Source organism: Ferrovum myxofaciens, from assembly GCF_013181415.1.
Classification (GTDB): Bacteria; Pseudomonadota; Gammaproteobacteria; order Burkholderiales; family Ferrovaceae; genus Ferrovum; species Ferrovum myxofaciens.
The window spans coordinates 1024952-1047325 of record NZ_CP053676.1 but is presented as its reverse complement, the minus strand read 5'-3'; the positions used below and the strand labels follow the sequence as shown (position 1 = coordinate 1047325).

The window sequence follows — 22374 nt, the reverse complement described above, 5'->3', positions numbered from 1 at the left end:
TGCCCTTTACGGGCAAGGTACCGACTTTTTTTGGGCGTGACAGATTTTAGATTGATGCCCGACAACGCTCATGATATGAGTTTGATGTCCCGCCTCGTCAATGGCATTCTTCATGGTCTTGCCATCGAGTGCCAACGCATCGTCTTTCTTCCCCCACGCCGCATTCCAGGCATTGAGTGCCCGATCCAGCGCGTCCGGTTCGATGCGAACCAGACAGTCGCGGATGACGAATTCACTAGGGACGACATAACTTCCTTTCTCACGCCGACAACCGAACCGCTCGCGGGCTTGCTGTCCCAGGGCATCGGCCCAATCAGAGATGGCTTTATAGCCGCGCATGCCGCACAGCGTTGCTCCCGCCGCGATGCCCAGTACGACAGGCAGGCGATGACGTATCCCATGAGCGCGGCGCGGATCGGCAATTGTCGTGAAACACTGCGGCAGCATGCGCATCTGTTCGGCATTGAGCATGATCTTGGGGGCTCCTGTGAGTTGAAGGTGTGCTCGGTTGGGATGGGTCAATTGCCCCTGAGGATTGCGACACAGGGTGCGAACAAACACCCGCTTGGGGGCATCGGCTTCCGCGCTGTAGCCTTCTCGGGTACGTCGATATCCCTGGGTCAGTCCCAACTCGATCCAGTTGGCTGCGCGATACACGCCACCATGGAAGCGCCGGGGATCGACAAAGGTCTCCAGCAGCAGTAACGGATGACCAAAGCGCGTCTGCCAATCAGTGACGACCCGGCGTTCGGTCAGCGACAGAACGCGTGAGCCAATATTCGGCCGGTGCCAGTCGGGAAGAATCAGGAAGCGACTATTGTTGGCAATCAGTTTGAGCCGTCCATACTGCGAGCGAAAGTCCCAGCCGATCCACCGGTCACGAACGCCGCATTTCAGCGCCGCCGCCGATATGCTCAGTTGCGCTACCCATTCTTCCCGCCAAGTCGCAACGTACCACACCGTTTCACCGATCTTCGGTAGTCCTCCAAGGTAATGGTGGCGCGCCATCTGCTCTTGATAGCGCGTCTCCTCGCCCCGTTCCACAGGGCGTACCTGGATCTCTGATAGCACTTTGCTGGCGAGGTTCGTTGGTTCCATTCGGTGATTTATACCAGAAGTCTTCGGCAATGTCCAGCCCTACATGGTAACCAGCTGGTTTTAGTTGCCATTTACAGGAGGGCAAATTCACCCTGATGTTACGATGACGCTTCAATTCCGGTTAAACCGGTTTTTGACTGTTTTTCTGAGCGGCAGGCACCTTGGAATAGGTCCCTTGAGGTCAGAAACTGATATACAATTCCTACCTGTAGAGGATGTCAAGGGGCGATGACCCATGTCAAAGGGGGAACCAAAACGTGCGGTCATTACAGGCATTACAGGCCAGGATGGTTCTTACTTGGCAGAACTGTTGTTGGACAAGGGGTATCGGGTATTTGGGTTTGCCCGTCAGGAAAGTTGGTTTCGATCTGCGGTATTCGCCCAACTGGGCACGCGGATAGAAATGCTGTTTGGGGATCTGGTTGTGGCGGAGGATATTTCCTCTGCGGTTGAGGAGGCAAAACCCGACGAGATTTACAACCTGGCTTCTCAGTCCCGTCCGGGTGAATCGTGGGCTCATCCCACAGAAACCATGATGATCAATGGACTGGGTCCGGTTCTCCTGTTTGACGCAGTGCGCAGGGTAAGACCTCGATGCCGGGTATTTCATGCCTCTTCTTCCGAGATGTTTGGTCGGACGACTTCATGGCCCCAGAACGAGCATACCCCTTTTGATGCGGCCAATCCCTACGCGGCTGCCAAGGTTTATGCCCATCAGATGGCGCGTATTTATCGTCAAAGTTACGGGATGTTCATTTCCTGCGGGATACTGTTCAATCATGAGAGCGAACGGCGTCCTGTGCATTTTTTGTCTCAGAAAGTGGCCTATGGGGCTGCATGTGCGGCTTTGGGGATTCTTGACTCTCCTGGTTTGAATGAACGAGGTCGCCCCATTGTGCAGGGAGGTAAACTTTTTCTGGGAATGTTGGAAGTGTTCAGGGATTGGGGGTATGCCCCCGATTTCGTGGAAGCCATGTGGCGTATGTTGCAACAGGATAACCCTGAAGATTTTGTGATTGGTACGGGGCAGTTGCATTCCTTGCGCGATTTATGTGCGGTGGCCTATGGAAGTGTGGGGCTCGACTGGAACGATTTTGTGGCGAGCGATCCCGCATTGGTTCGACCCCTGGAAAGTGGGCGGACCCTGGCGGACTCTTCTTTGGCCCATGCACGGCTGGGTTGGAAGCCTTCAGTGAATTTCGAGTCCATGGTCTCTAAAATGGTGGACGTTCAGAAGCAGCGCTTGATGAAGATTCAAAATACCTTACCCGGTTCTTTATAAATTTGTTTTTGTGGGGCTGACATGGCAAAAGTTGCGTTGATCACCGGAGTGACCGGACAGGATGGGGCCTATTTGGCCGAATTGTTGTTGGAAAAGGGCTATGAAGTGCATGGCATCAAGCGGCGCAGTTCACTGTTTAATACCGATCGTATCGATCATCTGTATCATGATCCACATATCGCGGGACAGGATTTTGTATTGCATTATGGGGATCTGACCGATTCGAGTTGTTTGATTCGTATCATCCAGCAGGTGCAGCCCGACGAGATTTACAACCTGGCGGCGCAGAGCCATGTGGCGGTGTCCTTCGAGGAACCGGAATATACGGCCAATTCAGATGCGTTGGGGGTTTTGAGGCTTCTGGAAGCCATTCGTATTTTGGGGCTGGAGCAGAAAACGCGTTTTTACCAGGCATCCACTTCAGAGATGTACGGGTTAGTGCAGGAGGTTCCCCAAAAAGAGACGACCCCTTTCTATCCTCGCAGCCCCTATGCCGTAGCCAAGTTGTACGCCTACTGGATCACGGTAAATTACCGCGAGGCTTACGGCATGTATGCCTGTAATGGGATTTTGTTCAACCACGAGTCGCCCTTGCGCGGAGAAACCTTCGTGACGCGCAAGGTGACCCGCGCCCTGGCCCGCATCAAGTTGGGCCTGCAGGACTGCCTCTACATAGGTAACCTGGATTCCAGGCGGGATTGGGGCCATGCCAAGGACTATGTGGAAATGCAATGGATGATGCTGCAGCAAGAGCATCCCGAGGATTTCGTCATCGCGACCGGAGTGCAGTACAGCGTGCGTCAGTTCATCGAGGCGGCGGGGGCCGAGTTGGGGATCGCGTTGCGCTGGGAAGGGTCAGGAGTGGAGGAAAAAGCTTTTGATGCGGCGGGACGCTGCGTGGTGGCCGTGGACCCGCGCTATTTCCGTCCCACTGAGGTGGAGACCCTCCTGGGAGATGCATCCAAGGCTAGGGAGAAACTGGGCTGGGTCCCGCGTATCTCCTTTGCTGAACTGGTGGCTGAAATGGTGCGGGAGGACCTCAGGGCCGCTGAACGGGACGAATTGGTCAAGCGTCACGGTCACAAGGCTTACGACTATCATGAATAAAACTTGTCTATCCCCCGGGGCTAGGCTGGTCGCCCGATAAATCGATTTTTTAGCCTGACGGTGATGTAAAGAGAGCGACGAATGACCGCCCATGGCTCATAGCCACTATAATCAGGTATTGCTGACCTGCAAGGATCAATGAAGTGAAATTACCCATTGAAGCACCCGAAGTCATCGAGTACCACTGTAACATCTGCGGCGCTATGAACCGACTCGATAACCGGCAGTTCCGCCGCGAACTGGCGCTTTGTGGAAAATGTGGGTCGAATGCCCGTTTCCGGGGAATCATCCATGTACTCGCTGGTCTGGTGGGTGAGGGAAATGACCTGCCCCTGCGGGACTGGCCGGGACGCGTGGATATTGCCGGTCTCGGCATGAGCGATTGGCCCGGATACGCCGATCTGCTCAGCAGGAAATTCCGTTACGAGAACACATTCTACGATCGCATGCCACGGTTTGATATACAGAATCTGGACGAAGCACAGTGGGGCAAGTACGACTTCGTCATCAGCAGTGATGTCTTCGAACATATCCTGCCGCCTTTACAGAGAGGTTTCAATCATCTGCTGACTCTTCTGAAGCCCGGTGGCAGTCTCATATTCAGCGTGCCCTATACGCGCACTGCGTGCACCGCAGAACACTATCCCGGCTTGAGTGAATACGAGATACTTGATTTTCGTGGGGGTAAAATACTGGTCAACCGCGATGAAGCAGGCAAGTTGCAGGTCTACGATAACCTTGTCTTTCATGGCGGAGAGGGAATGACACTGGAAATGCGCCTGTTTTGCGAGTCGGATATCTTGAGCCGTCTTGCCCGCGCGGGGTTCGAGGATATCCACGTGCACGATCAACCGCAACTTTCCGTCGGTTACTACTGGCCTGAACTGAGTCAAGCCGATCCGGATGCGCCGCTGCTGTATGCGTATATTGTTAGCGCTCGCCGTCCTGTCAGGGCTTTCTGATGGCACTCCTTCCGCGCAAGAAGACCCGCCGCGCCTTCGAAAATTTTCTGTTGGCCCACTACGAGCGCGCCTTGCGGGTCGAACAGGTTCGTTCGCGGCCATTTGTACTGCTGCTCGACCCTGCCTCCCTGTGTCAACTCCAATGCCCGATGTGTCCGACCGGACTGGAGAATGCCGGTAAGGTTGGGCATGGCCGCACTGCTTACCGCTCCCGTGGTCTGCTCAGTCGGGAAATTTTTGATGCCGTGCTCGACGAGTTGGGTGACACCTTATTTTTCGTTCACCTCTACAATTGGGGAGAACCTCTCCTCAACAAGCATTTGCCGTACTTCATCCGGGAGCTCGTGCGGCGAGACATTGCTGTGGACACCAACACCAATCTTTCCTTGCCACTGGGCGATCCGTTCATCGACGAATTGCTCAATTCAGGCATCGACCGGATCGAAGCCTCGATCGATGGCTTCAGCCAGAAAACTTACGGGCGTTACCGGGTCAAAGGCCGCTTCGAACTCGCCCGCGACAACTTGCTGAAACTCGCTGCCGCCCGCGACCGTCTCGGCCTAGATACCCAGATCGTCTGGAACTTCCTGGTGTTTCGGTTCAACGAACCTGAAATCGAAATGGCGCGAAGTTTTTGCGTTGATCATGGTATCGAGTTCGTGCGCCGTGAAGCCGCCTTGTCCGAGCCATTGCGCGCTGAATTCCTGCCCAGCTACAGGGAAGGAGAGGTTCTCGAAGGATTCTTTGAGCAGAGAGAAATGCCCTTCGATCCGGAAAGCATCAGCAGACGTTCGGAGCAGAGTTGCGGCTGGCACTACTATTACTCCGTCATCAATGCCGATGGCAGCGTTTCACCCTGCTGTGCTCCTTGGGAATCAGACTGGGATTTTGGCTTCGTGACGCCGGGGACCGCGCGTTTTTCCGATATATGGAACGGCGCGGCAGTGCAGGCATCGCGACGGGATGTGGCGGGGCACCAATTGCTCGGGAAATTACGTCGTACGGGCAAACTTGATTCAATCGTCTCAGTGGACGATTTTGTCCGGCAGGGAACGATTTGCGAAGGTTGTCAGATGCCGTTGCCGATGCTTGATCTCTATTCCGGGCGTGCCGACCTCATCATTCCCCATTATTTCCAGACGTTGGGCGGGAGCGACGCATTTCTGGATCGCGCCTTCGAGTTGGTGCGCAGCCAGCCTGATGCCTTTGTCCGGCACTACGGGGGCAGGATTCCAGGGGGTTGAGAGAGACCATGGTGTATTTTGCACTCGCATTGAATATCCATGATGCCGATGACCGGCGCTGTGGAAGTGACGTGGAGGGTAAAGGCTTCATCCATCCAGTGGTGGTGCACATGGTTGAACTGGTCGCCTTCTGCCAGTGCCAGGGTGATGAAGTAGATCCCTGTGCGCAACACAGGGAGTGTGAAGGTGAATTCGGCGACGAAGCCTTCCCCGGCCAACAATGTTTCGCTGTCGCTCAGGGCGGCGAGCGTGTTGCCGCCAAAGATCTCCTGTCCGCGCGCATCTTTCCAGGAAAAACCGATGACTGGACTCGCCAGGTCTTTGTCGCAACGCGCTGTCACCCGTAGGTGTACCCGGTTGCCATCTTGAAAGATACGGCAGGACGGATCATCTGCCCGGGTAAGTTCAGCATCGACGATGCGCGCTTCCAGAAATCCATGCCATGGTCCTTCAGGGTCGAACGCTCCGATTGCAAACTGCGAATATCCTCGCCCGGCAGAGGCTGTGAAGGATGGGCTGGAGAGAGGATCTTTTTTGGCCTTCGAATACCCTCCGCGGCGCTCGACATTGATCGATTCCTGGTATTCCCGGCACACGGAACGTGCGTCATCGAAGGCATGGAGTTTGCCGTGGTCGAGCCAGAGTGCGGAATCGCACAGGTTGATGACGGCGGCGGCATCATGGGAGACGAAGCAGAGGGTGCCACGGTTGCGGAATTCGCGCATGAAACCCATGCATTTTTGGGAGAAAGCGGCATCACCGACGGCGAGGGCTTCATCGACGATGAGGAGATCGGCATCGACGTGGGCGACGAGGGCGAAGGCGAGGCGGGCATGCATGCCTGAGGAATAGAGTTTGACGGGATAATCGAAGAAGTGACCGATGTCGGCGAAGTGGGCGATGTCGGGGATACGTGCTTCGATGGTGTCGGGGTCGAGGCCGAGGAGGGAGGCGCCGAGGCGGATGTTTTCGCGGCCGGTGAATTCGGGGTTGAAGCCGGTGCCGAGTTCGAGCAGTGCGGCGATGCGGCCGCGGGTATGGAGGACGCCTTCGGTTGGATTGAGAATGCCGGCCACCATTTGCAGGAAGGTGGATTTGCCTGATCCGTTACGCCCGATGATGCCCACTGTCTGACCGGGGCGTATGCTCAGCGATACATCCCTCAGAGCCCAGAAAGTGTCCCCGTGGTGACCGCCTTTCAGCCACTCCTTCAGGCGGTCCTCCGGGCGCGCGTAAATCGTATACGCTTTGCCCAATTCGGCGCAGGCAATGACGTGCTCGGTTAGGATATCCATGCCATTGCCGGGATTCTTCTGTGAGGTCATCGACCAGAAAGCTCCATCAGGCTTAGAAACTCAGCGGTGAAACGTGCGCTGCTGAATTGCTTGCTTGCTTTCATCGCGGCTTTTCGTAGGGTGGCGATGTCCGCATCATCCTCCGGCGAGGACAGGATTCGGTCGCTGATCTTCACGAGATCGTCGAGAGATTCGAACACATGGCCGGTAACTCCCTGCTGAACGATTTCCGGGGGGCCGCCGCGATTGACCACCAGGGGAATGCAACCGGCCGACATGGCTTCGACGATAGTGATGCCAAAGTGTTCGCAGCGATAGGCTTCTTTTGTTTCATCGATACCATACCCCGACAAATGCCAGTAAAGTGAAGCATCGGCATAAAGCCGGGCCAGTTGTTCAGGAGAAGCATTGGGATGAAAAAAGATCGGCAATCCTTCGGCTTTCTTTTGCAAATCGACAAAATAGGCGCGAAACTCGCTATCGGTGGAAAGCGAACCGGCCAGGTGCAATTCCGCTTCAGGATGCAAAACGACAAGTTTCTGGAAAGCATCGATCATGAGATCCTGGCGCTTGGCATGACCTCCAACGAAGAAGCGTCCGACGCCCAATATCATGAATTTTTTCACCGGGGTCGCTGCATCGGGCGCCAACACGGACGGTGCAGGTGGGCTGACAACCGAGATCGGCAACTTCGGTTTGCCGACAGCTGACAACAAGGAGGAATAATGACGTTGGACGTACGGGCTGTACACCACCACCCGCTCGTAGCCGTCAGCGTAACTCCATCTATCCACCAGCACCTGCTCCGGAACCGGGAAGGGAAACTGGCATATGAAGAGGTTACGCTTTCCCTTTGCGGGAATTGCAGGAACCACCTCGTTGCCGATTACAATCGACCAGTCGTAAGACGAAAATTTCGTCGCCTGATCGAGCGTGGTGATGTCGACGGCATCCAGATCGAGCGACAACTCGCGCCCCATGGTGCGCAGTCTGAGGCGTGAATAGGGGTATGGGGTCGCTAGCGTGACATTGGCAAGCCCGGCAAGTCCTGCGGCAATGGTGAGCAGATAACGTTCGCCTCCCCCGGGAATGAGAGGATAAGGCGTGTAAAGCAGGACATCAGGTAATTCTGCCTGATGCAGGAGGGGCGGGGCGGGTGGGGGAATCAATCCGGCCAGGGTAGCGATTTCGCCGGTCATGACCGGTTTCCAACGCTCCAGAAAGCGTGCCTGGTTCAGCGGAACGACGGTGTCGAGCCGGAGTTGTTGGACCAGATCGCGGGAAGTAGCGCTCTCGTGGTGCACTATGGTGGAATCCGAACAATACACGATGCGCAATCCCACCTGTCGTATTTTCATGCACAGGTCGCTGTCTTCGTAATATGCCGGCTCATAACACAGGTCGAACCCAAGAACCTGTTCGAATGTTTCGCGGCGCAGGGCCAGGGCTGCTGCCGAGACATACATGACCTCCCGTTCCATTCCATAGAGCGGGTCAAGAGGATCCCCACCTTTACCGAACTGGCAACTGCTCCCGTCGAGACGAACTTCTGCCCCTGCTTCCTGCAGTACCCCGTTGGGATACACCATCTTGGGGCCGACGGCGCCGATGCCGGGGTCATTTATCAGGCGGCGGATCAGCGGTGCAAGCCAACCCGGCGTCACCGTGACATCATTGTTCAGAAACACCACATAGCGGCCACGGGAAGCCTCAAAGCCGATATTGTTACCTTCGCTGAAGAATCGATTGATGCCCAGGCGGACCATGCGTGCACCGACGACGGAAGGTGCCAATTGCAGGAAGTCACCGGCATCGCTGCCATTGTCCACCAATACGATTTCGTAACGGTGGTCCGTCGTATGTTCCCACAGGGAATCCAGGCAGGCGAGCGTCAGGTCCGAGCGATTGTAGTTCAGGACAACCAATGACACCTCAGGCAATTCGCTGTCGTACCATGCTTCGCGCAACGGATAGTCCTGTTTGAGTTCTGTTTGGCAGGACTCAGGTACGGGCGTGGGCACGACAGTTGAGACATCGGGGGTCGTGCGGCTATCCATGATCTGGTGGATTTTCTGATTTGCAAGGCGCAGAGGGGCCGTGATTCGCCACGAAGTCGAGGTTTTGAGAAGGGAAATCTCAGCGCGACAGGCATTCAGCGCGCTTGTTGCGGACGCTCTTTGCTCATGGAGTTCAGAGACTTCAGTCATGAGTCTGTGGACCTGAGTTTTGTGGCGCTCTCGTTCCTGCAAGCCGTCCCGCAAGGCGCGTGCCATTCCTGAACGGGTTTCCAGTCTTTCCCCCAGTACGGAGAAGAAACGAACCACCGCACCACGGTTACCCAGGCTGGTCTGGCGCAGCAACCAGTCAATCGCATCAGGTAAACGACTGCCTACGCCGAGAACCCCCAGTCCATGGCCAAAGGGGAAAGAAAATGATGGGTAGTGGCCACTCAGTTCCTGCCATAGTTTCCAGACACGGAAATCGCGTTCACGCACCATGGTATCGTGGAACAGCACGACCCCGCGCTCAGACATCAAGGGTAGCCAGGTTTCGAAATCGTGCCGTACCGCTTCATAGGTGTGCAGACCGTCAATGTGCAACAGATCGATGGACCCTGGGGAGAAATGTGTTTGTGCCGCATCGAAGTTCGTGCGCACCAGGCTGGAAAAACTGCCATAGCGCGGATCATGATGGGCACGCAGGGTGTCGAATACCCGGTCGCCATAGGAACCGGCGTGAGCATCCCCCTGCCAGGTATCCACGCCATAGGTTGCGGTCGGCAAACCCAGGTGTGCCACCGCCTGGCAAAAGGCACAGTAGGAAACCCCGTTGTGCACCCCCAGTTCGACCAGGATATTCGGGCGTAACGCTTCCACCAGCCAGAAAGCAAAGGGCAGATGACAACTCCAGGCCGTGTCGGGGCTGACCAGGGCAGGTTCTGCGAAGACCAGGGACGTACCCAGGCGGGACAGCGTCTCGGGGGATATATTATTCATGATTCACTCTTTCTGAAATTATGGACTCTTGAAACAACACGATAATCAACCTCGACGGGAATAGGCAACAGCCCGTGAGTCACCCGTTGCGGGTCGAGGCGAACGACGAAGGCCTCATCGCGGCGTGCCCGGACGATCAATGAATGATCGCATTGTGATGCCAGTATTGCCGTGAAGGAAAAATCTCCGGCCCGAAGCATAGGCAGGTCAAAAATGAATCGTGCTTCGAAACTTCCGTCTGCATCGCAATGCGCGTTCAGTGTGACATCGGTCAGAGCGCCAAACAGGGCTTGCCCCAATCGATCCTTGAAAATGAATCCCGCATTCAGCGACGGGTCGGACTTGTCGATCCTTCCCGACAGTTGCAGGGAGAGTCGCTCACCGCCCCGTAGGGCATGGACCGAAGCGCCTGTTTCATCGACCAAATCGACTGTATCCAGGAAGCAGTCCGGCCATTCCGTTACGGGGGCCGTCAGCAAGGGCTCCGGTATTTCGGTAACCACGGGAGGGGGCAGAATGCGCCCGCCTGATCGATGAATTCCCTGTTGTCGCGTCTGGCCCAACATCATTGCATTATATTCCCGGCACACGGAACGTGCGTCATCGAAGGCTTGGAGTTTACCGTGGTCGAGCCAGAGAGCGGAATCGCACAGGTTGATGACGGCGGCGGCATCATGGGAGACGAAGCAGAGGGTGCCACGGTTGCGGAATTCGCGCATGAAACGCATGCATTTTTGGGAGAAAGCGGCATCACCGACGGCGAGGGCTTCATCGACGATGAGGAGATCGGCATCGACGTGGGCGACGAGGGCGAAGGCGAGGCGGGCATGCATGCCTGAGGAATAGAGTTTGACGGGATAATCGAAGAAGTGACCGATGTCGGCGAAGTGGGCGATGTCGGGGATACGTGCTTCGATGGTGTCGGGGTCGAGGCCGAGGAGGGAGGCGCCGAGGCGGATGTTTTCGCGGCCGGTGAATTCGGGGTTGAAGCCGGTGCCGAGTTCGAGCAGTGCGGCGATGCGGCCGCGGGTATGGAGGACGCCTTCGGTTGGGTTGAGAATGCCGGCCACCATTTGCAGGAAGGTGGATTTGCCTGATCCGTTACGCCCGATGATGCCCACTGTTTGACCGGGGCGTATGCTCAGCGATACATCCCTCAGAGCCCAGAAAGTGTCCCCGTGGTGACCGCCTTTCAGCCACTCCTTCAGGCGGTCCTCCGGGCGCGCGTAAATCGTATACGCTTTGCCCAACCCCGTGCAGGCAAGGACGCCTTCCGGAAATTTAGACGACATCGGCAAAACTGGGCCGCAAAGCCATGAATGTCCGGTAGCCCAGCGCAAGAAACAGTATCCCGGCTACCAGTTGGCCGAAATAGGTCCCGGCCGAGGGCAGGTTGCCGAGTAAAACGGCTCCCCGTACCCAGCCGATTGTCGCCGCCAGCGGATTGAGTACCAGCCAGTCGCGCCAGGGCTGGGGCACGCTTTCCGCCGGGTAGAACACGGGCGACAAAAACATCAGTACCATCACCAGGGGGCCGATGATCTGGCCGATATCGCGCAGAAATACCCCGAGTGCTGCCAGTAGATAAGTGGCACCCAGGCACAAAAAAAGGAGCGGCATGACGAGCAGCGGCAGCAGCAGGATAGCCAGTGATGGCGGACCCACCATCGTCCACTGGATGAGCAGCAGTACAAGGCAACCGATCGAAGCGGAGATCATGGCGCCCAGGAGCGCCACCACCGGCAGGATTTCCACCGGGAAAACCAGTTTCTTCACATAACTCGGATTTTCCAGGATCAGTCGTGGTGCCCGGCCCAGGCACTCGGCGATGACGTTGAATACGATCAGCCCAGCCAGTAGGTTCAGCGCATAGCCCATCCTGTCGTCAACGGCGTGACCGGGCCAGCGGGCCGCCAACACGGAGTGGAACACAAAAGTGTAGACCGCCATCATGGCCACTGGCGTGATCACTGCCCAAGCCAGACCCAATATCGAGCCGCGGTATCTGGCCTCGAATTCGCGCCGCGCCAGACGGCGCAGTAAGACCCTGTGTCGGGCGGGAAGGGTCAGGGGGTCCCAGAAAAAACGCATTATCAATTCCGAAGCCGCTCAACGGAGTAGGGAAGGCCATATTATACTCTATGCTACAGATCGGCCACACACGAGAACTGTTCTATCTCCAAACTGGCATTTTTTAACCTATTGATTAATAAAACCTATGCGAAAAGCGGTCAGAATATCAAAGATATGTGGTGGATTTCTTGTTTATTGGGCATCTGACCCAAAAAGGTTTTTGCCCTCATTGAAGAGGCTGCTGACCAGTTTGTACGGCGGTGGTATAACATCATTAAAACAGACCATTATCAATATTCTTGTGGGTAATATCGATAATGCAGAGGTGTGGGAATCCTATGTCTCATCACAATCAAAAATAATCGTAAGACATGTTGAAGAAAAATTGCGCAAGAGGGAATCGTTCCCGCTCATTTCGGTGATTATGCCAACCTACAATACCCCGCGTGAAATTTTGATGGAGACCCTGGATTCAGTGGTGGGCCAACTTTATCCGCACTGGGAATTATGCGTTGCCGACGACGGATCAACCAAACCCCATGTACGGGAAATCCTGGAAAAATATGCTGCACTGGATAGTCGTATCCATCTGAATTTTCACAGTTTCAATACCGGAACTTCTGCGGCCAGCAATCGGGCTTTGGCAATGGCCCAGGGTACTTATGTCGCACTTCTCGATCACGACGACAAGTTGGAAAAACAGGCATTGTTCCGTATTTCAGAATCCGTTCTCGAGGATGAGCCGGATATGATTTACTCCGATGAAGCATTGATTTCACAGGACGGAAGATGTGTCACATCCTTCACCTTTCGTCCGGCCTTCTCCATGGAATTTTTACGATCGCACCCGTATATCGTTCATTTCGTTTCATTCCGTACGGAATTGTTGCGGGAGTTGGAGGGGTTCAACGAGAGCCTGGCCATCTCTCAAGACTATGATTTGATTTTGCGCGTAACCGAGAAGGCACGAAAAATCGTCCATATACCAGAGGTACTTTACCTTTGGCGTCAATTGCCGAATTCTTCTGGTCACAAACAGTATGATCAGGTGATGACGGTCTCTACGGGAGTGATCAACAACCACCTTTCGCGCTGCGGAGAGAATGCGTATGCCGTTCCAAGCAAAAGTTTTAATTTTTTTGAAACGTGTTATCCGTTAAAAAAAGGATTAAACGTCGCGATCATTATTCCAACAAAAAACCATCATGAAATCCTCAGGGTTTGCATTGAAAGTATTGAACGAACGGTGGTCGGAGTGGATTACGATATTGTAGTCGTTGACCATGAATCGGAAAACGAAGGATCCATAGAATATTTCAACTCGATAAGAGAACGTCATAAAATCATTGAATACAAGGGTGAATTCAATTTTTCCGAGATAAATAATTTTGCTGTCAAGCAGTTACATGACGGTTACAGTCATTACCTGTTCTGCAATAATGACATAGAAGCCATAAAAGAAGGATGGCTTGTCCAGATGCTGGAATTATTTCAGAATGAAGACGTGGGGATCGTTGGCGCAAACTTGTTTTATCCCGACGGCAAGACTTACCAGCATGCGGGAGTATGTGTTGGCATGTCCGGTCCGGCAGAGCATTTCGGGAAGTTTGTGGAGAAGTATTTACCAGGCGGATCTGTCAACATCGGGTATAACGGGAATTTTATTGCCAACCATGAGGTATCGGCTGTAACCGGAGCCTGTCTGTTGATATCGGGAGAAGCGTTTGACTCAGTCAGCGGATATGATCCGTCATTGGCGGTTGGTTTTGGTGATGTGGATTTATGCCTGCGGGTTATCGATGCCGGTTATAGAGTGGTTCAGTGTTCGCGCGCGGCGTTGATTCATCATGAATCATTCACTCGGGGCAAGAGTTTAGGACACGATGAACACCCGCAGGATACTGAATTTTTTAAAGAAAGATGGGCCAAACTTCTAGAGGTTGGGGACCCGTATTTCAATCCGAACTTGAATCCCGACTCAACCTGCTGGAAAGTCAACAACCCTCTGGTTTTTAATAAGGAAATAAAAAGACGAATATTCAGCCGGACCCGAACTCCGGTATCGGAAAATAATGGCGGACAGGGGTAGTCCTTGCTTGGGTCCGGTGGATAGGGTGGATATATAGTATGAAACGGGCATTGGCCGCAGATTCCGCCAAGTTTTCGCCGGACGATGATGCAGTCTTGCGCTCCGGCCTCTACTTCATCATCACTGGATGAATGAAGCCTTCAGCATCAGCGTCACCGCCACACCGCTGGTCATCAGCCTCATGGAGGGGCAGTGCGAGGGCAGATTACTGACAAAAATTCATAAAAAGTGATGAGTGTCACATGATATGGCCACAAGCCTTGCTATGATGCGTGTGGGAGCGCTTGTCCAAAATGAATTTACTATGTGGTATTTGGAACATTCGTATGATGGAGTCTGAAATAGTGGTTGTCATAACAGAACAGCAGGAGATACAATGCCCCCAAGGTTGAGTACCGTGGGCTAGACTCTGTCCGGTTGTTTAGATTTATATAATTCGTCAATTTATGGGAGAAATACAATGGCTCTTACCGCCAATCAAGTACAGCAGGCTTATCTGGCCTATTTTGGGCGCCCTGCGGATGTTATCGGTCTGAACTACTGGGAAGGTCAAAGTCAGGCGGCCATGACTGCCGGTTTTGCAGCCAGTGCAGAATTCGCCAATATGTATGCAGGGATGAGCCCGGCTGCGCAAGTGGAACAGGTCTATCTGAATGTGCTTGGTCGCCAGGCTGATCCCGCCGGTTTGACCTACTGGGGTGTACAACTCACATCCGGTGCCCAGACAATCGGCAGTCTGGTCAGTGCCATCTATAACGCTGTGCTGAGCGAGGCCACAACCAGCACGGATTACGTCACGGTTGCCAACCGTTTGGCCTACGCCAATGCCTTCACGAGCGCCATGACCAACAGTACCCCTGATATCGTTGGTTACAGCGGATCATCAGCAGCATCCGCAGCACGTGCAGCGCTGACCAGCGCCGTTCCCAGTGGTTCCACGATAATGACCACCTTCAGCACAGTGGCTGCAGATGTGACCAGCGTGGTTGGTGCAGGCACACAAGCACAAGCGACGACATTCACGCTCACTACAGGTGTGGACACCATCACCCCATCGGGCAATAGCGTAATCAACGCAGCTCTGGATAACAATGCTGGAGCCCCTGCAACTACAGCGACACTGAGTGGTGCAGACTCGATTACTGCTACTGGCACGGGCAACACACTGAAGCTGACCGATGGCATTGCAACCGCATACGACACAATCCCTGTTGGCGCGACAATCTCCGGCGTTCAAACTATTACGCTGACGACTGCTGGTAATGCAGGCAATTTAGGTTCTACATCTTTTGATACGTCAGGCATTGCCGGTGTGACAACTGTGAGTGTGACTTCTGCAGGAACGCATGGCGATCAAATCAAGGCTGCAGCGACGACAAACATTACAGACATCTCTAATGGTACGGCGAACCAGGTAGTGACCGCAGGTGGCAACAATGTCACCGTAACTACGAGTGGTATCGTTGATGTCGGCTATACGAGTGGAAGCTTGGTTGGAGCAGCGGCTACAGCAGCAGCAGGTGCGGTTAACGTTACGGATACTGGTGCAGGTACTGCTGCGGTAGTGGCAACTGCTACAGTAACTGCTGGTACTGGCGCGATTACTGCTGGGACCGTTACAACTCCGGCTGGTCTAGGAGCTGCTGTATATATTCAGGCTGCCGGAGCTGTTACGGTTGCTTCTAAAGGTTATGTTACGGTGACTGGCGGTACAGCAGTTAGCGCGACTGCTTCTGGTGCAACATCCTACGCTACCCAGCAAGCGGATGTGACTGCATCGACCACAGCATCAGCGGCATCCGTCACGGCTACTACTGCCAAAACAAATGCTGGCTTGGTGCTGACGACAGCGGTAACTGGCTTGAACGCACTCAATACTACTCTGACGGATGCGGGAGCTACATCTACTCAGGCTACTGTGAATGCAGCAACTCTGGCTTCAGAAGTTGCTGGGTTCCTTACTCAGGCACAAAGGGCAACGATTGACAGTGCTTACTATACTGCGGCGAATGCTACCGGTGGAACTCAAGCGAAAGCTGATACTGCTGCAGTTGCCGCGTTGGCACCCATCGTTACGGCTGCAACCAATGCAAGTACATCTGCATCTAACGCGGCTACCTTGGCGCAAAATGCTGCCATTGCTGCTAGTAATGTTGTTACCACTGATGGTGCTGCTGCAAGCATTGTTTACACTGATACCACTAATACTGCACTGGCTAGTTTCTCAGCAACTGGAAACTATAAAGGCACTGTCGCTGTTACTGATGGTTCGACCCTCAGCAATACATTGACTTCTGTAACATTGAACAATGCAGGTGCTGCAACATTGATAGGCAATGCTTTGACCAATGTTTCGCTGTCCAATCAGGTTAATAACGTAACGATCCATAACACGACCATCGGCCACGCAGATACACTGACATTGAACACAGTGAACGGCAGCATCATCGCTGATGCAGCCGCCACCACGGTGAATATTGTCACGACCGATACGGCTGGCGACACCATCACTTTGACGGCAGGTCTCGCAACAGCTGTAAATATCTCCGGCACTGCTGGCGTGACTTTCACGGGTGATACGTTGGTGGCTGCTAATGCAGTTGTTACCGCTTCTGTTGGCGGCGACTCAATTACCTTGGCTGCTGGCCAGTCCTTTGTTGGTGGCGCTACTGGTGGTAACACCATCACAACTGCAGATGCAGCTGTTCAAACTGTTGCAGTGAATGCTGGAACTGGTGTAAATAACACGCTTTCCATCACAGCTGGTTCTGACTATGCGCTAGCACCTTCCAGTTCCACAACGGCACAATTGGCTTCTGCAGCCGAGTTTTCTAACTTTAATACCTTGGAAGTTACGGGAGCTATCGTAAACGTTGGAAACTTTACCAAATCAACCTTTACCGGTATCGATCTTGGTGCTGGCACAGAAATAATTAATGGATTGAATGCCACACAAGCCGGAAACGTAACTGCGCTGGGGAATGCTGTATTCACACTGGGTGTTACTGGCGCAACCAATCCTGGTCAGATCGATACTGTTCACGTTACTGCGAATGCGGGTGACAGCGGGGCAAGCACACTGACTCTTACACCAACATTGGCCGGTGTGGAAATTCTGCATCTGACTGCTGTTGATAACATTATTATTCCGTCTACGGCATTGATTACGGCTAATGATGGCGCCCTTACAAATATCAACATTGATGGGGCCGGTACAACCTCTATCACATTTGGAGTGTTTGCAGGTAACGTTAATACATCCATCAATGCAAGTGCCGCAACAGGTGCGGTGACGGTTGATGCATCTGCAGTTACAACCAATCCACTGAATATCACTGGCAGCACCACTGCGGCTAACACGATCACTGGTAATGCGGTTGCAGGGGACGTTCTGACCGGCGGTAATGCTGGCGATACCATTACAGCAGGTGCTGCTGCAACTATCACCGATGGCAATGGAACCAATACGATCGCTGGCAGCACCTTCGCTGACACCATCACTGTTGGCAATGGTGTTAATACCATCACGGCAGGTGCTGGTAGCACGATTACCGCAGGCAATGGTGACAACAGCATCACTGATGCTGGTATCACTGGTGTCAACACTGTTACGGTCGGCACAGGTTCCAACCTGATCGTTCTGGGCGGAGCAAGTACCGATACCACTGGTGTATACAACGTTACACTGGGAACGCATACCTCCACTACTGGGATTGATTCAATTTCGATTGGTAGTGCTGGTACCGCGTTCGCTACAGTGCCTAACTTGGTTGTTACGGGGGCTGTAGCGGGTGATCAAATTGTGTTTGCCAATGATACCAACGCCAATACAGTGCTTGCTGCAGTAACAGCAGGTTCAACGGCAGCCGCAACGATTACAGCAGTTGAATCTGCTGCGTCTGCAGCTGCTCATAATGTTGCGTACTCGGTTTTCGGTGGTAACACTTACGTGGCTGAGAGTTTGGCGACGGCAGTAGCAAGCGCGACCAATACAACAATGATTGAGTTGATTGGTACGCACACTGTTACAGCTGCGACGGGTCACGTTGTTATAGCCTAATCCCCCTCACCGGAGATGCCCACAGTTCACCGTGGGTTGAAACAAACACGAAAACCCCACCTTTCCAAAAGAGGGGTGGGGTTTTTCTCTAAAGGGATTAAGGGATTCTGATTAGTCCTTTTAGAGAAAAATATTCACAATAGGCATGATCCTTTGTACTATTTGTCGTATTCATACTGGAGAATAAGAACATGGGTGGAGCTACAGCAACAGCAACAGCATCAGATGTTGAAGACGCATATCTGGCTTACTTTGGCCGTCCTGCAGACCCGGAGGGCATGAACTATTGGCTTGGTAAGTCTATTGCAACCATGCAAGCTGGATTTGCTGCCAGCCAGGAATACCAGAATTTGTACGGAGGAATGACCAATAAACAGGTTGTGACCCAGGTTTACGCGAATCTGCTGGGGCGTGCCCCGGATGTTGGTGGGCTGGCCTATTGGGTGAACCAATTAAATACAGGTGCGGCAACGGTTAGTACGATTGTGATGCAAATGTGGGCGAATGCTCAAGGGGTTGATATTGCAACACTTGCTAATCGCTATGTTTATGCCATTCATTTTACGGAAGATCTGACTTCTCAATCACAGATAGAAGGTTACAGCGGAACGGCTGCAGCGAATGCAGCTCGTGTTGCGGTATCTCAGGTCCTCAACACGGCTTCATCCCTTGCCACTGCTGAATCCAATATGGCTCTGGATATACAAGCGGTGGACAAGGGAGAGTCACCTGTTGCACTGGCTGCGGCGAATGCGGCAGCAGCAGCAACTGCGGCGACTGCTGCGAGCAATCTGGCCTCCTACGGTTCAATTAACGGGGTGACGCAGACCAGTGCTGCCAATACATTTGCGCTGAGTAGCGGTGCCAACACTGTCAACATGGTGGTTGGATCTTCGGCGGTAACGGATACATTTACAGTAAATTCCGGCACTACTGGATTAATTATTAATGATTCCGGATCTGCGACAGGTGCGTTGACCATCGGCTGGGCGGGGACTCCTACAAGCCTTGCAACGGTGACCGTGAATGACTCCAGTGCGGCAGCGTTGACCCTTAACGCGGTCACTGACAACGCCATGACCAGCCTGACTCTGAATAATACTGGGACAAGCACACTGACCGCTTCAGGAATTACCTCTACGGCTCTGGCGACTTTGAATATCCAAGGGTCAGGAACAGTGATGGAAACTGCATTGAATTCATCCACAGCGGCCTTTACTGTGAACGACACTTCGTCTGTAGTTCAAACCGCCTCATTTTCTGACACTAGCCTGACCGATCTTACGTTGAACAACACTGGTGGCGCAACGTTAACCTTCGCAGAAAACGGCAGTTATGGTAACATTCAGGCCACAATCAACGCGACCAATTCAAGTTTGGTAGTAGTAGGTATGGCCGGAACGGTAAGTTCTGATGTTACCCACATCACCAACTTGGCTGCTACTGCGTCTCTCACGATTCAAGATAGCAATGGATCGGCTGGTGTTGATGTAGGTAATGTCACTACTACCCAGATTGGTGCGGCTGGGGCTAACATCCTTACCGTTAATATCGGCGGAGGTAGTACGGGTTACGCCCAAGCATATGTCAATAGCCTGACTGTAACTGGCGATGCAACGCTGACGATTAATACGGCTGTTGGATCCGGTAGTACAAATGCGAACGATATTATGTCACTGGTGGATGGTGGGGTGACGACGTTAAACATAACAGGGTCAGGTAGCTACGGTTTGGATATCGTTGCTATTACCGATACGGCGCTCACGACCATCAATATGGAAAGTATTGCTCCGGTGACTATTGGTGATGTTGCACTTGCTACTCTGAATATCACAGGTAGCACAACAGGATCCTACGACATTACTCTCACTGATACCCTTGCTGGTACCCTGACGATTGATGACTCAACTACGTCAACTGGTAATACTGATACGGTAGCGTTGGGTACTGGTTCAACAGTTACTGGCTTGACCGTCGATGACAGCAGTACTCAGGCTCTGACACTCACTGCCTTTACCGACAACTACCTGACCAATCTGACGCTGGACAACTCGGGTGGAGTTTTGCTGACCGCCTTGGGCGTGACAGACTCTTATGCGGGGGCTTTGACTGTTTCAGATGCTGGCTCAGGTGCCGTTACCCTAACTTCCCTGACGCTGAGCGGTGCGGGTAACCATACCGTTACTAATTCCGGAAATGGTACGCTGACGATTGGTACATTCAGTGATTCGACCGGCGCAAATACTCTGACGATAACCAACAGCGGAATATCGGGCAGTATTTTGGACTCGGCGGATACGACTACCGCGACCACAGTGACATTTGCTGGATCAAGCAGTGGGACGATCACTGAAACCAACATGACGGCCAACGCAGCAACGGCTATTAATCTGGTAAATGGCGTTACCGGCACCTTCGGTGATAGCAGTACCGCTGACATTACGGTTTCTGGTAGCACCGACAACTCAGTGATTAGTATTACCCTGAGCGGTGCCTCTGGCGCTAACACTGTTGCTGTAGGCACAGGGGCTGATTCGGTTACGTCAGGTGCTGCTGGATCTGGAGGAGTTGCAACCACTACTACCATCACTGATGGAACACATACTTCCACCACTGCCGCTCACGATACGTTCACCGCTTACGCGAGTAGCGGTACCATCGCTGCAAGCGGAGCAAGTTCCTCAGGTCTGTTTGTGGGTGAATCAATTCAGGGTGCTACTACTCCTTCGGCGGGTGTTGTAGCCAATGATAGAGTTATTTTCGGGGGTGACCCCACTGTATTAACAGTGGCTACTACCAGTACTACCGCCTACGCCAGTTTAAATGCATATCTTGATGCACTTGGTGTTTCTGGTACGACTGCACATACTGTATACAGTGATAACGCCGTTACTATTAATAGTTCTGTTTGTACGGTTTTAGTAGAAACTAACGCCACTTTTGCGGCAAATGCAGCAGTAACTGCGGGTGCGTTTACAGTAGTTCAACTTATTGGAACCGCTCATACCTTTACTGCTGGAACCACTGCTGGACATATCGTCATTACAGCCTGATATTTGTAAGGTTTACGGGGGATAACCGTCAAACTACCGGCAAAATCCCTTCCCACAATTCACCGTGGGTTGTATCAGATTTAGGCCCTGTCTCTCACAAGGAGGCGGGGTTTTTTCGACTTATGGCAGTCAAGACTGAGAGTTCAATATGGCAAAGATTACGATAGACAATACCGAATATGAATTCGATTCACTTTCAGATGAAGCCAAGGCACAATTATCCAGTCTGCAATTTGTGGATGCGGAAATGGAGCGATTGAAAGCGCAGATAGCGGTATTTCAGACAGCAAGGATGGCATATAGCAGGGCGTTGAAGGAAGCGTTGCCGACCATTCAGGGGGAAACGATTCAGTTTAATTGAGTGAAGTGGTAGGTACGCGGTCACTGAGCGGCGTTGTATTCAGGGAGGACTACCGTTATTTGGTGGAGACAAGCCGGTCCAAAGCAGGCCGGAAAAGAACTGTGACCAACCCTGACTTTAGCCAACCCGCAAAAAAACCCCGGCACTTAGCCGGGGTCGATGATGATGTGCCTATGTCTGAGTCACTCTGGTTTCGCTACTTTAAAATATAGCAACCCCATTTTCTTTGCAGATATGAAGTTTTGCGTTTTTTCCTGAAGAGTCGATGAATCTTGATTTCTCTCGGTTGGTGATGGCATTTCATATGACCTCCTGTGGATTGTTGATATGCGTCTGTTTTGAACGTATAGGGTTACCATCAAAGGAATCTGGCCCTATATGTCCGCAACTGACTTGAGATGATGCTGGCCGTTGTTTCTGGCCTGAGTTGTGTCCGTGATGGACTGATGGAGCCCTTGATCCCCCAAAAATGGGCGATCCAGTGCCTTGTTGTCCGTGATGGACGTGCGGACGATGAATCGTCCAATTTCTACCGGAGCCAACCGGTATGCGTAAATCAGCGGTGGGCCGCCAAGCCCGCCACTCCCACGGAACCCGCCAAGGTTCCAATCGATTTTGCTGCTCTCTGCACTCACCCTTTTCGGCGCTCAGGTGCCAACCTGAGGTGGTCTATTCGACCTCTCCCATGGATTTCGTCCATGAGATTTATTGCCTAATGGGCCCGCTTACGGTCTATCAGTGGACGACGGATCGT

General features: G+C 53.1%; 13 protein-coding genes. 8 read left to right on the top strand and 5 right to left on the bottom strand.

All coding sequences use genetic code 11. The annotated features are described in order from the left end of the window. Window positions 1-6: 6 nt before the first annotated feature. Window positions 7-1098, bottom strand: coding sequence for a Druantia anti-phage system protein DruA (locus HO274_RS05050; RefSeq protein ID WP_273121898.1), 1092 nt, complete (start codon window positions 1096-1098; stop codon window positions 7-9). Between the two features lie 235 nt (window positions 1099-1333). Between HO274_RS05050 and HO274_RS05045 the strand changes: the two genes are divergently transcribed. The 4 genes from HO274_RS05045 to HO274_RS05030 all read left to right on the top strand — a co-directional run bounded on the left by HO274_RS05045 (window position 1334) and on the right by HO274_RS05030 (window position 5693). Then, complete coding sequence (locus HO274_RS05045) at window positions 1334-2380, top strand: GDP-mannose 4,6-dehydratase (protein WP_031597290.1); 1047 nt, start codon at window positions 1334-1336, stop codon at window positions 2378-2380. 21 nt (window positions 2381-2401) lie between these two features. Beyond that, entirely contained in the window at window positions 2402-3487 is a 1086-nt protein-coding gene (gene gmd / locus HO274_RS05040; RefSeq protein WP_273121896.1) for a GDP-mannose 4,6-dehydratase, read from the top strand. A 143-nt stretch (window positions 3488-3630) separates the two neighbouring features. Further along, window positions 3631-4449 (top strand): class I SAM-dependent methyltransferase, encoded by an 819-nt coding sequence (locus tag HO274_RS05035; RefSeq protein ID WP_273121894.1) that lies wholly within the window; start codon window positions 3631-3633, stop codon window positions 4447-4449. Beyond that, window positions 4449-5693: a radical SAM/SPASM domain-containing protein gene (locus tag HO274_RS05030; RefSeq protein ID WP_031597295.1), complete on the top strand. Its 1245-nt coding sequence runs from the start codon at window positions 4449-4451 to the stop codon at window positions 5691-5693. The genes HO274_RS05035 and HO274_RS05030 overlap by 1 nt, the downstream gene beginning before the upstream one ends. Here HO274_RS05030 and HO274_RS05025 read toward each other — a convergent pair. Genes HO274_RS05025 through HO274_RS05010 form a run of 4 tightly spaced genes read right to left on the bottom strand, consistent with a single transcriptional unit; the run spans window position 5666 to window position 12075 of the window. After that, window positions 5666-7018: an ABC transporter ATP-binding protein gene (locus HO274_RS05025; protein WP_273121892.1), complete on the bottom strand. Its 1353-nt coding sequence runs from the start codon at window positions 7016-7018 to the stop codon at window positions 5666-5668. The genes HO274_RS05030 and HO274_RS05025 overlap by 28 nt on opposite strands. Further along, window positions 7015-9984, bottom strand: a complete 2970-nt coding sequence (locus tag HO274_RS05020) for a class I SAM-dependent methyltransferase (protein WP_273121890.1) — start codon at window positions 9982-9984, stop codon at window positions 7015-7017. The genes HO274_RS05025 and HO274_RS05020 overlap by 4 nt, the downstream gene beginning before the upstream one ends. Further along, entirely contained in the window at window positions 9981-11276 is a 1296-nt protein-coding gene (locus tag HO274_RS05015) for an ABC transporter ATP-binding protein (protein ID WP_273121889.1), read from the bottom strand. The genes HO274_RS05020 and HO274_RS05015 overlap by 4 nt, the downstream gene beginning before the upstream one ends. After that, window positions 11266-12075, bottom strand: coding sequence for an ABC transporter permease (locus HO274_RS05010; protein WP_273121887.1), 810 nt, complete (start codon window positions 12073-12075; stop codon window positions 11266-11268). The genes HO274_RS05015 and HO274_RS05010 overlap by 11 nt, the downstream gene beginning before the upstream one ends. 127 nt (window positions 12076-12202) lie before the next feature. On the opposite strand from HO274_RS05010, the gene HO274_RS05005 reads away from it, so the two are divergent. The 4 genes from HO274_RS05005 to HO274_RS04990 all read left to right on the top strand — a co-directional run bounded on the left by HO274_RS05005 (window position 12203) and on the right by HO274_RS04990 (window position 21620). After that, window positions 12203-14146 (top strand): glycosyltransferase family 2 protein, encoded by a 1944-nt coding sequence (locus HO274_RS05005; RefSeq protein WP_084190117.1) that lies wholly within the window; start codon window positions 12203-12205, stop codon window positions 14144-14146. Window positions 14147-14606: 460 nt separating this feature from the next. Next, complete coding sequence (locus tag HO274_RS05000) at window positions 14607-18206, top strand: DUF4214 domain-containing protein (RefSeq protein WP_273121884.1); 3600 nt, start codon at window positions 14607-14609, stop codon at window positions 18204-18206. 191 nt (window positions 18207-18397) lie between these two features. Beyond that, window positions 18398-21259 (top strand): DUF4214 domain-containing protein, encoded by a 2862-nt coding sequence (locus HO274_RS04995; RefSeq protein WP_273121882.1) that lies wholly within the window; start codon window positions 18398-18400, stop codon window positions 21257-21259. A gap of 148 nt (window positions 21260-21407) precedes the next feature. Next, the gene (locus HO274_RS04990) at window positions 21408-21620 is read left to right on the top strand and encodes a DUF6447 family protein (RefSeq protein ID WP_273121881.1); all 213 of its coding nucleotides are present in this window, start codon (window positions 21408-21410) and stop codon (window positions 21618-21620) included. The last annotated feature ends 754 nt before the right edge of the window (window positions 21621-22374 follow it).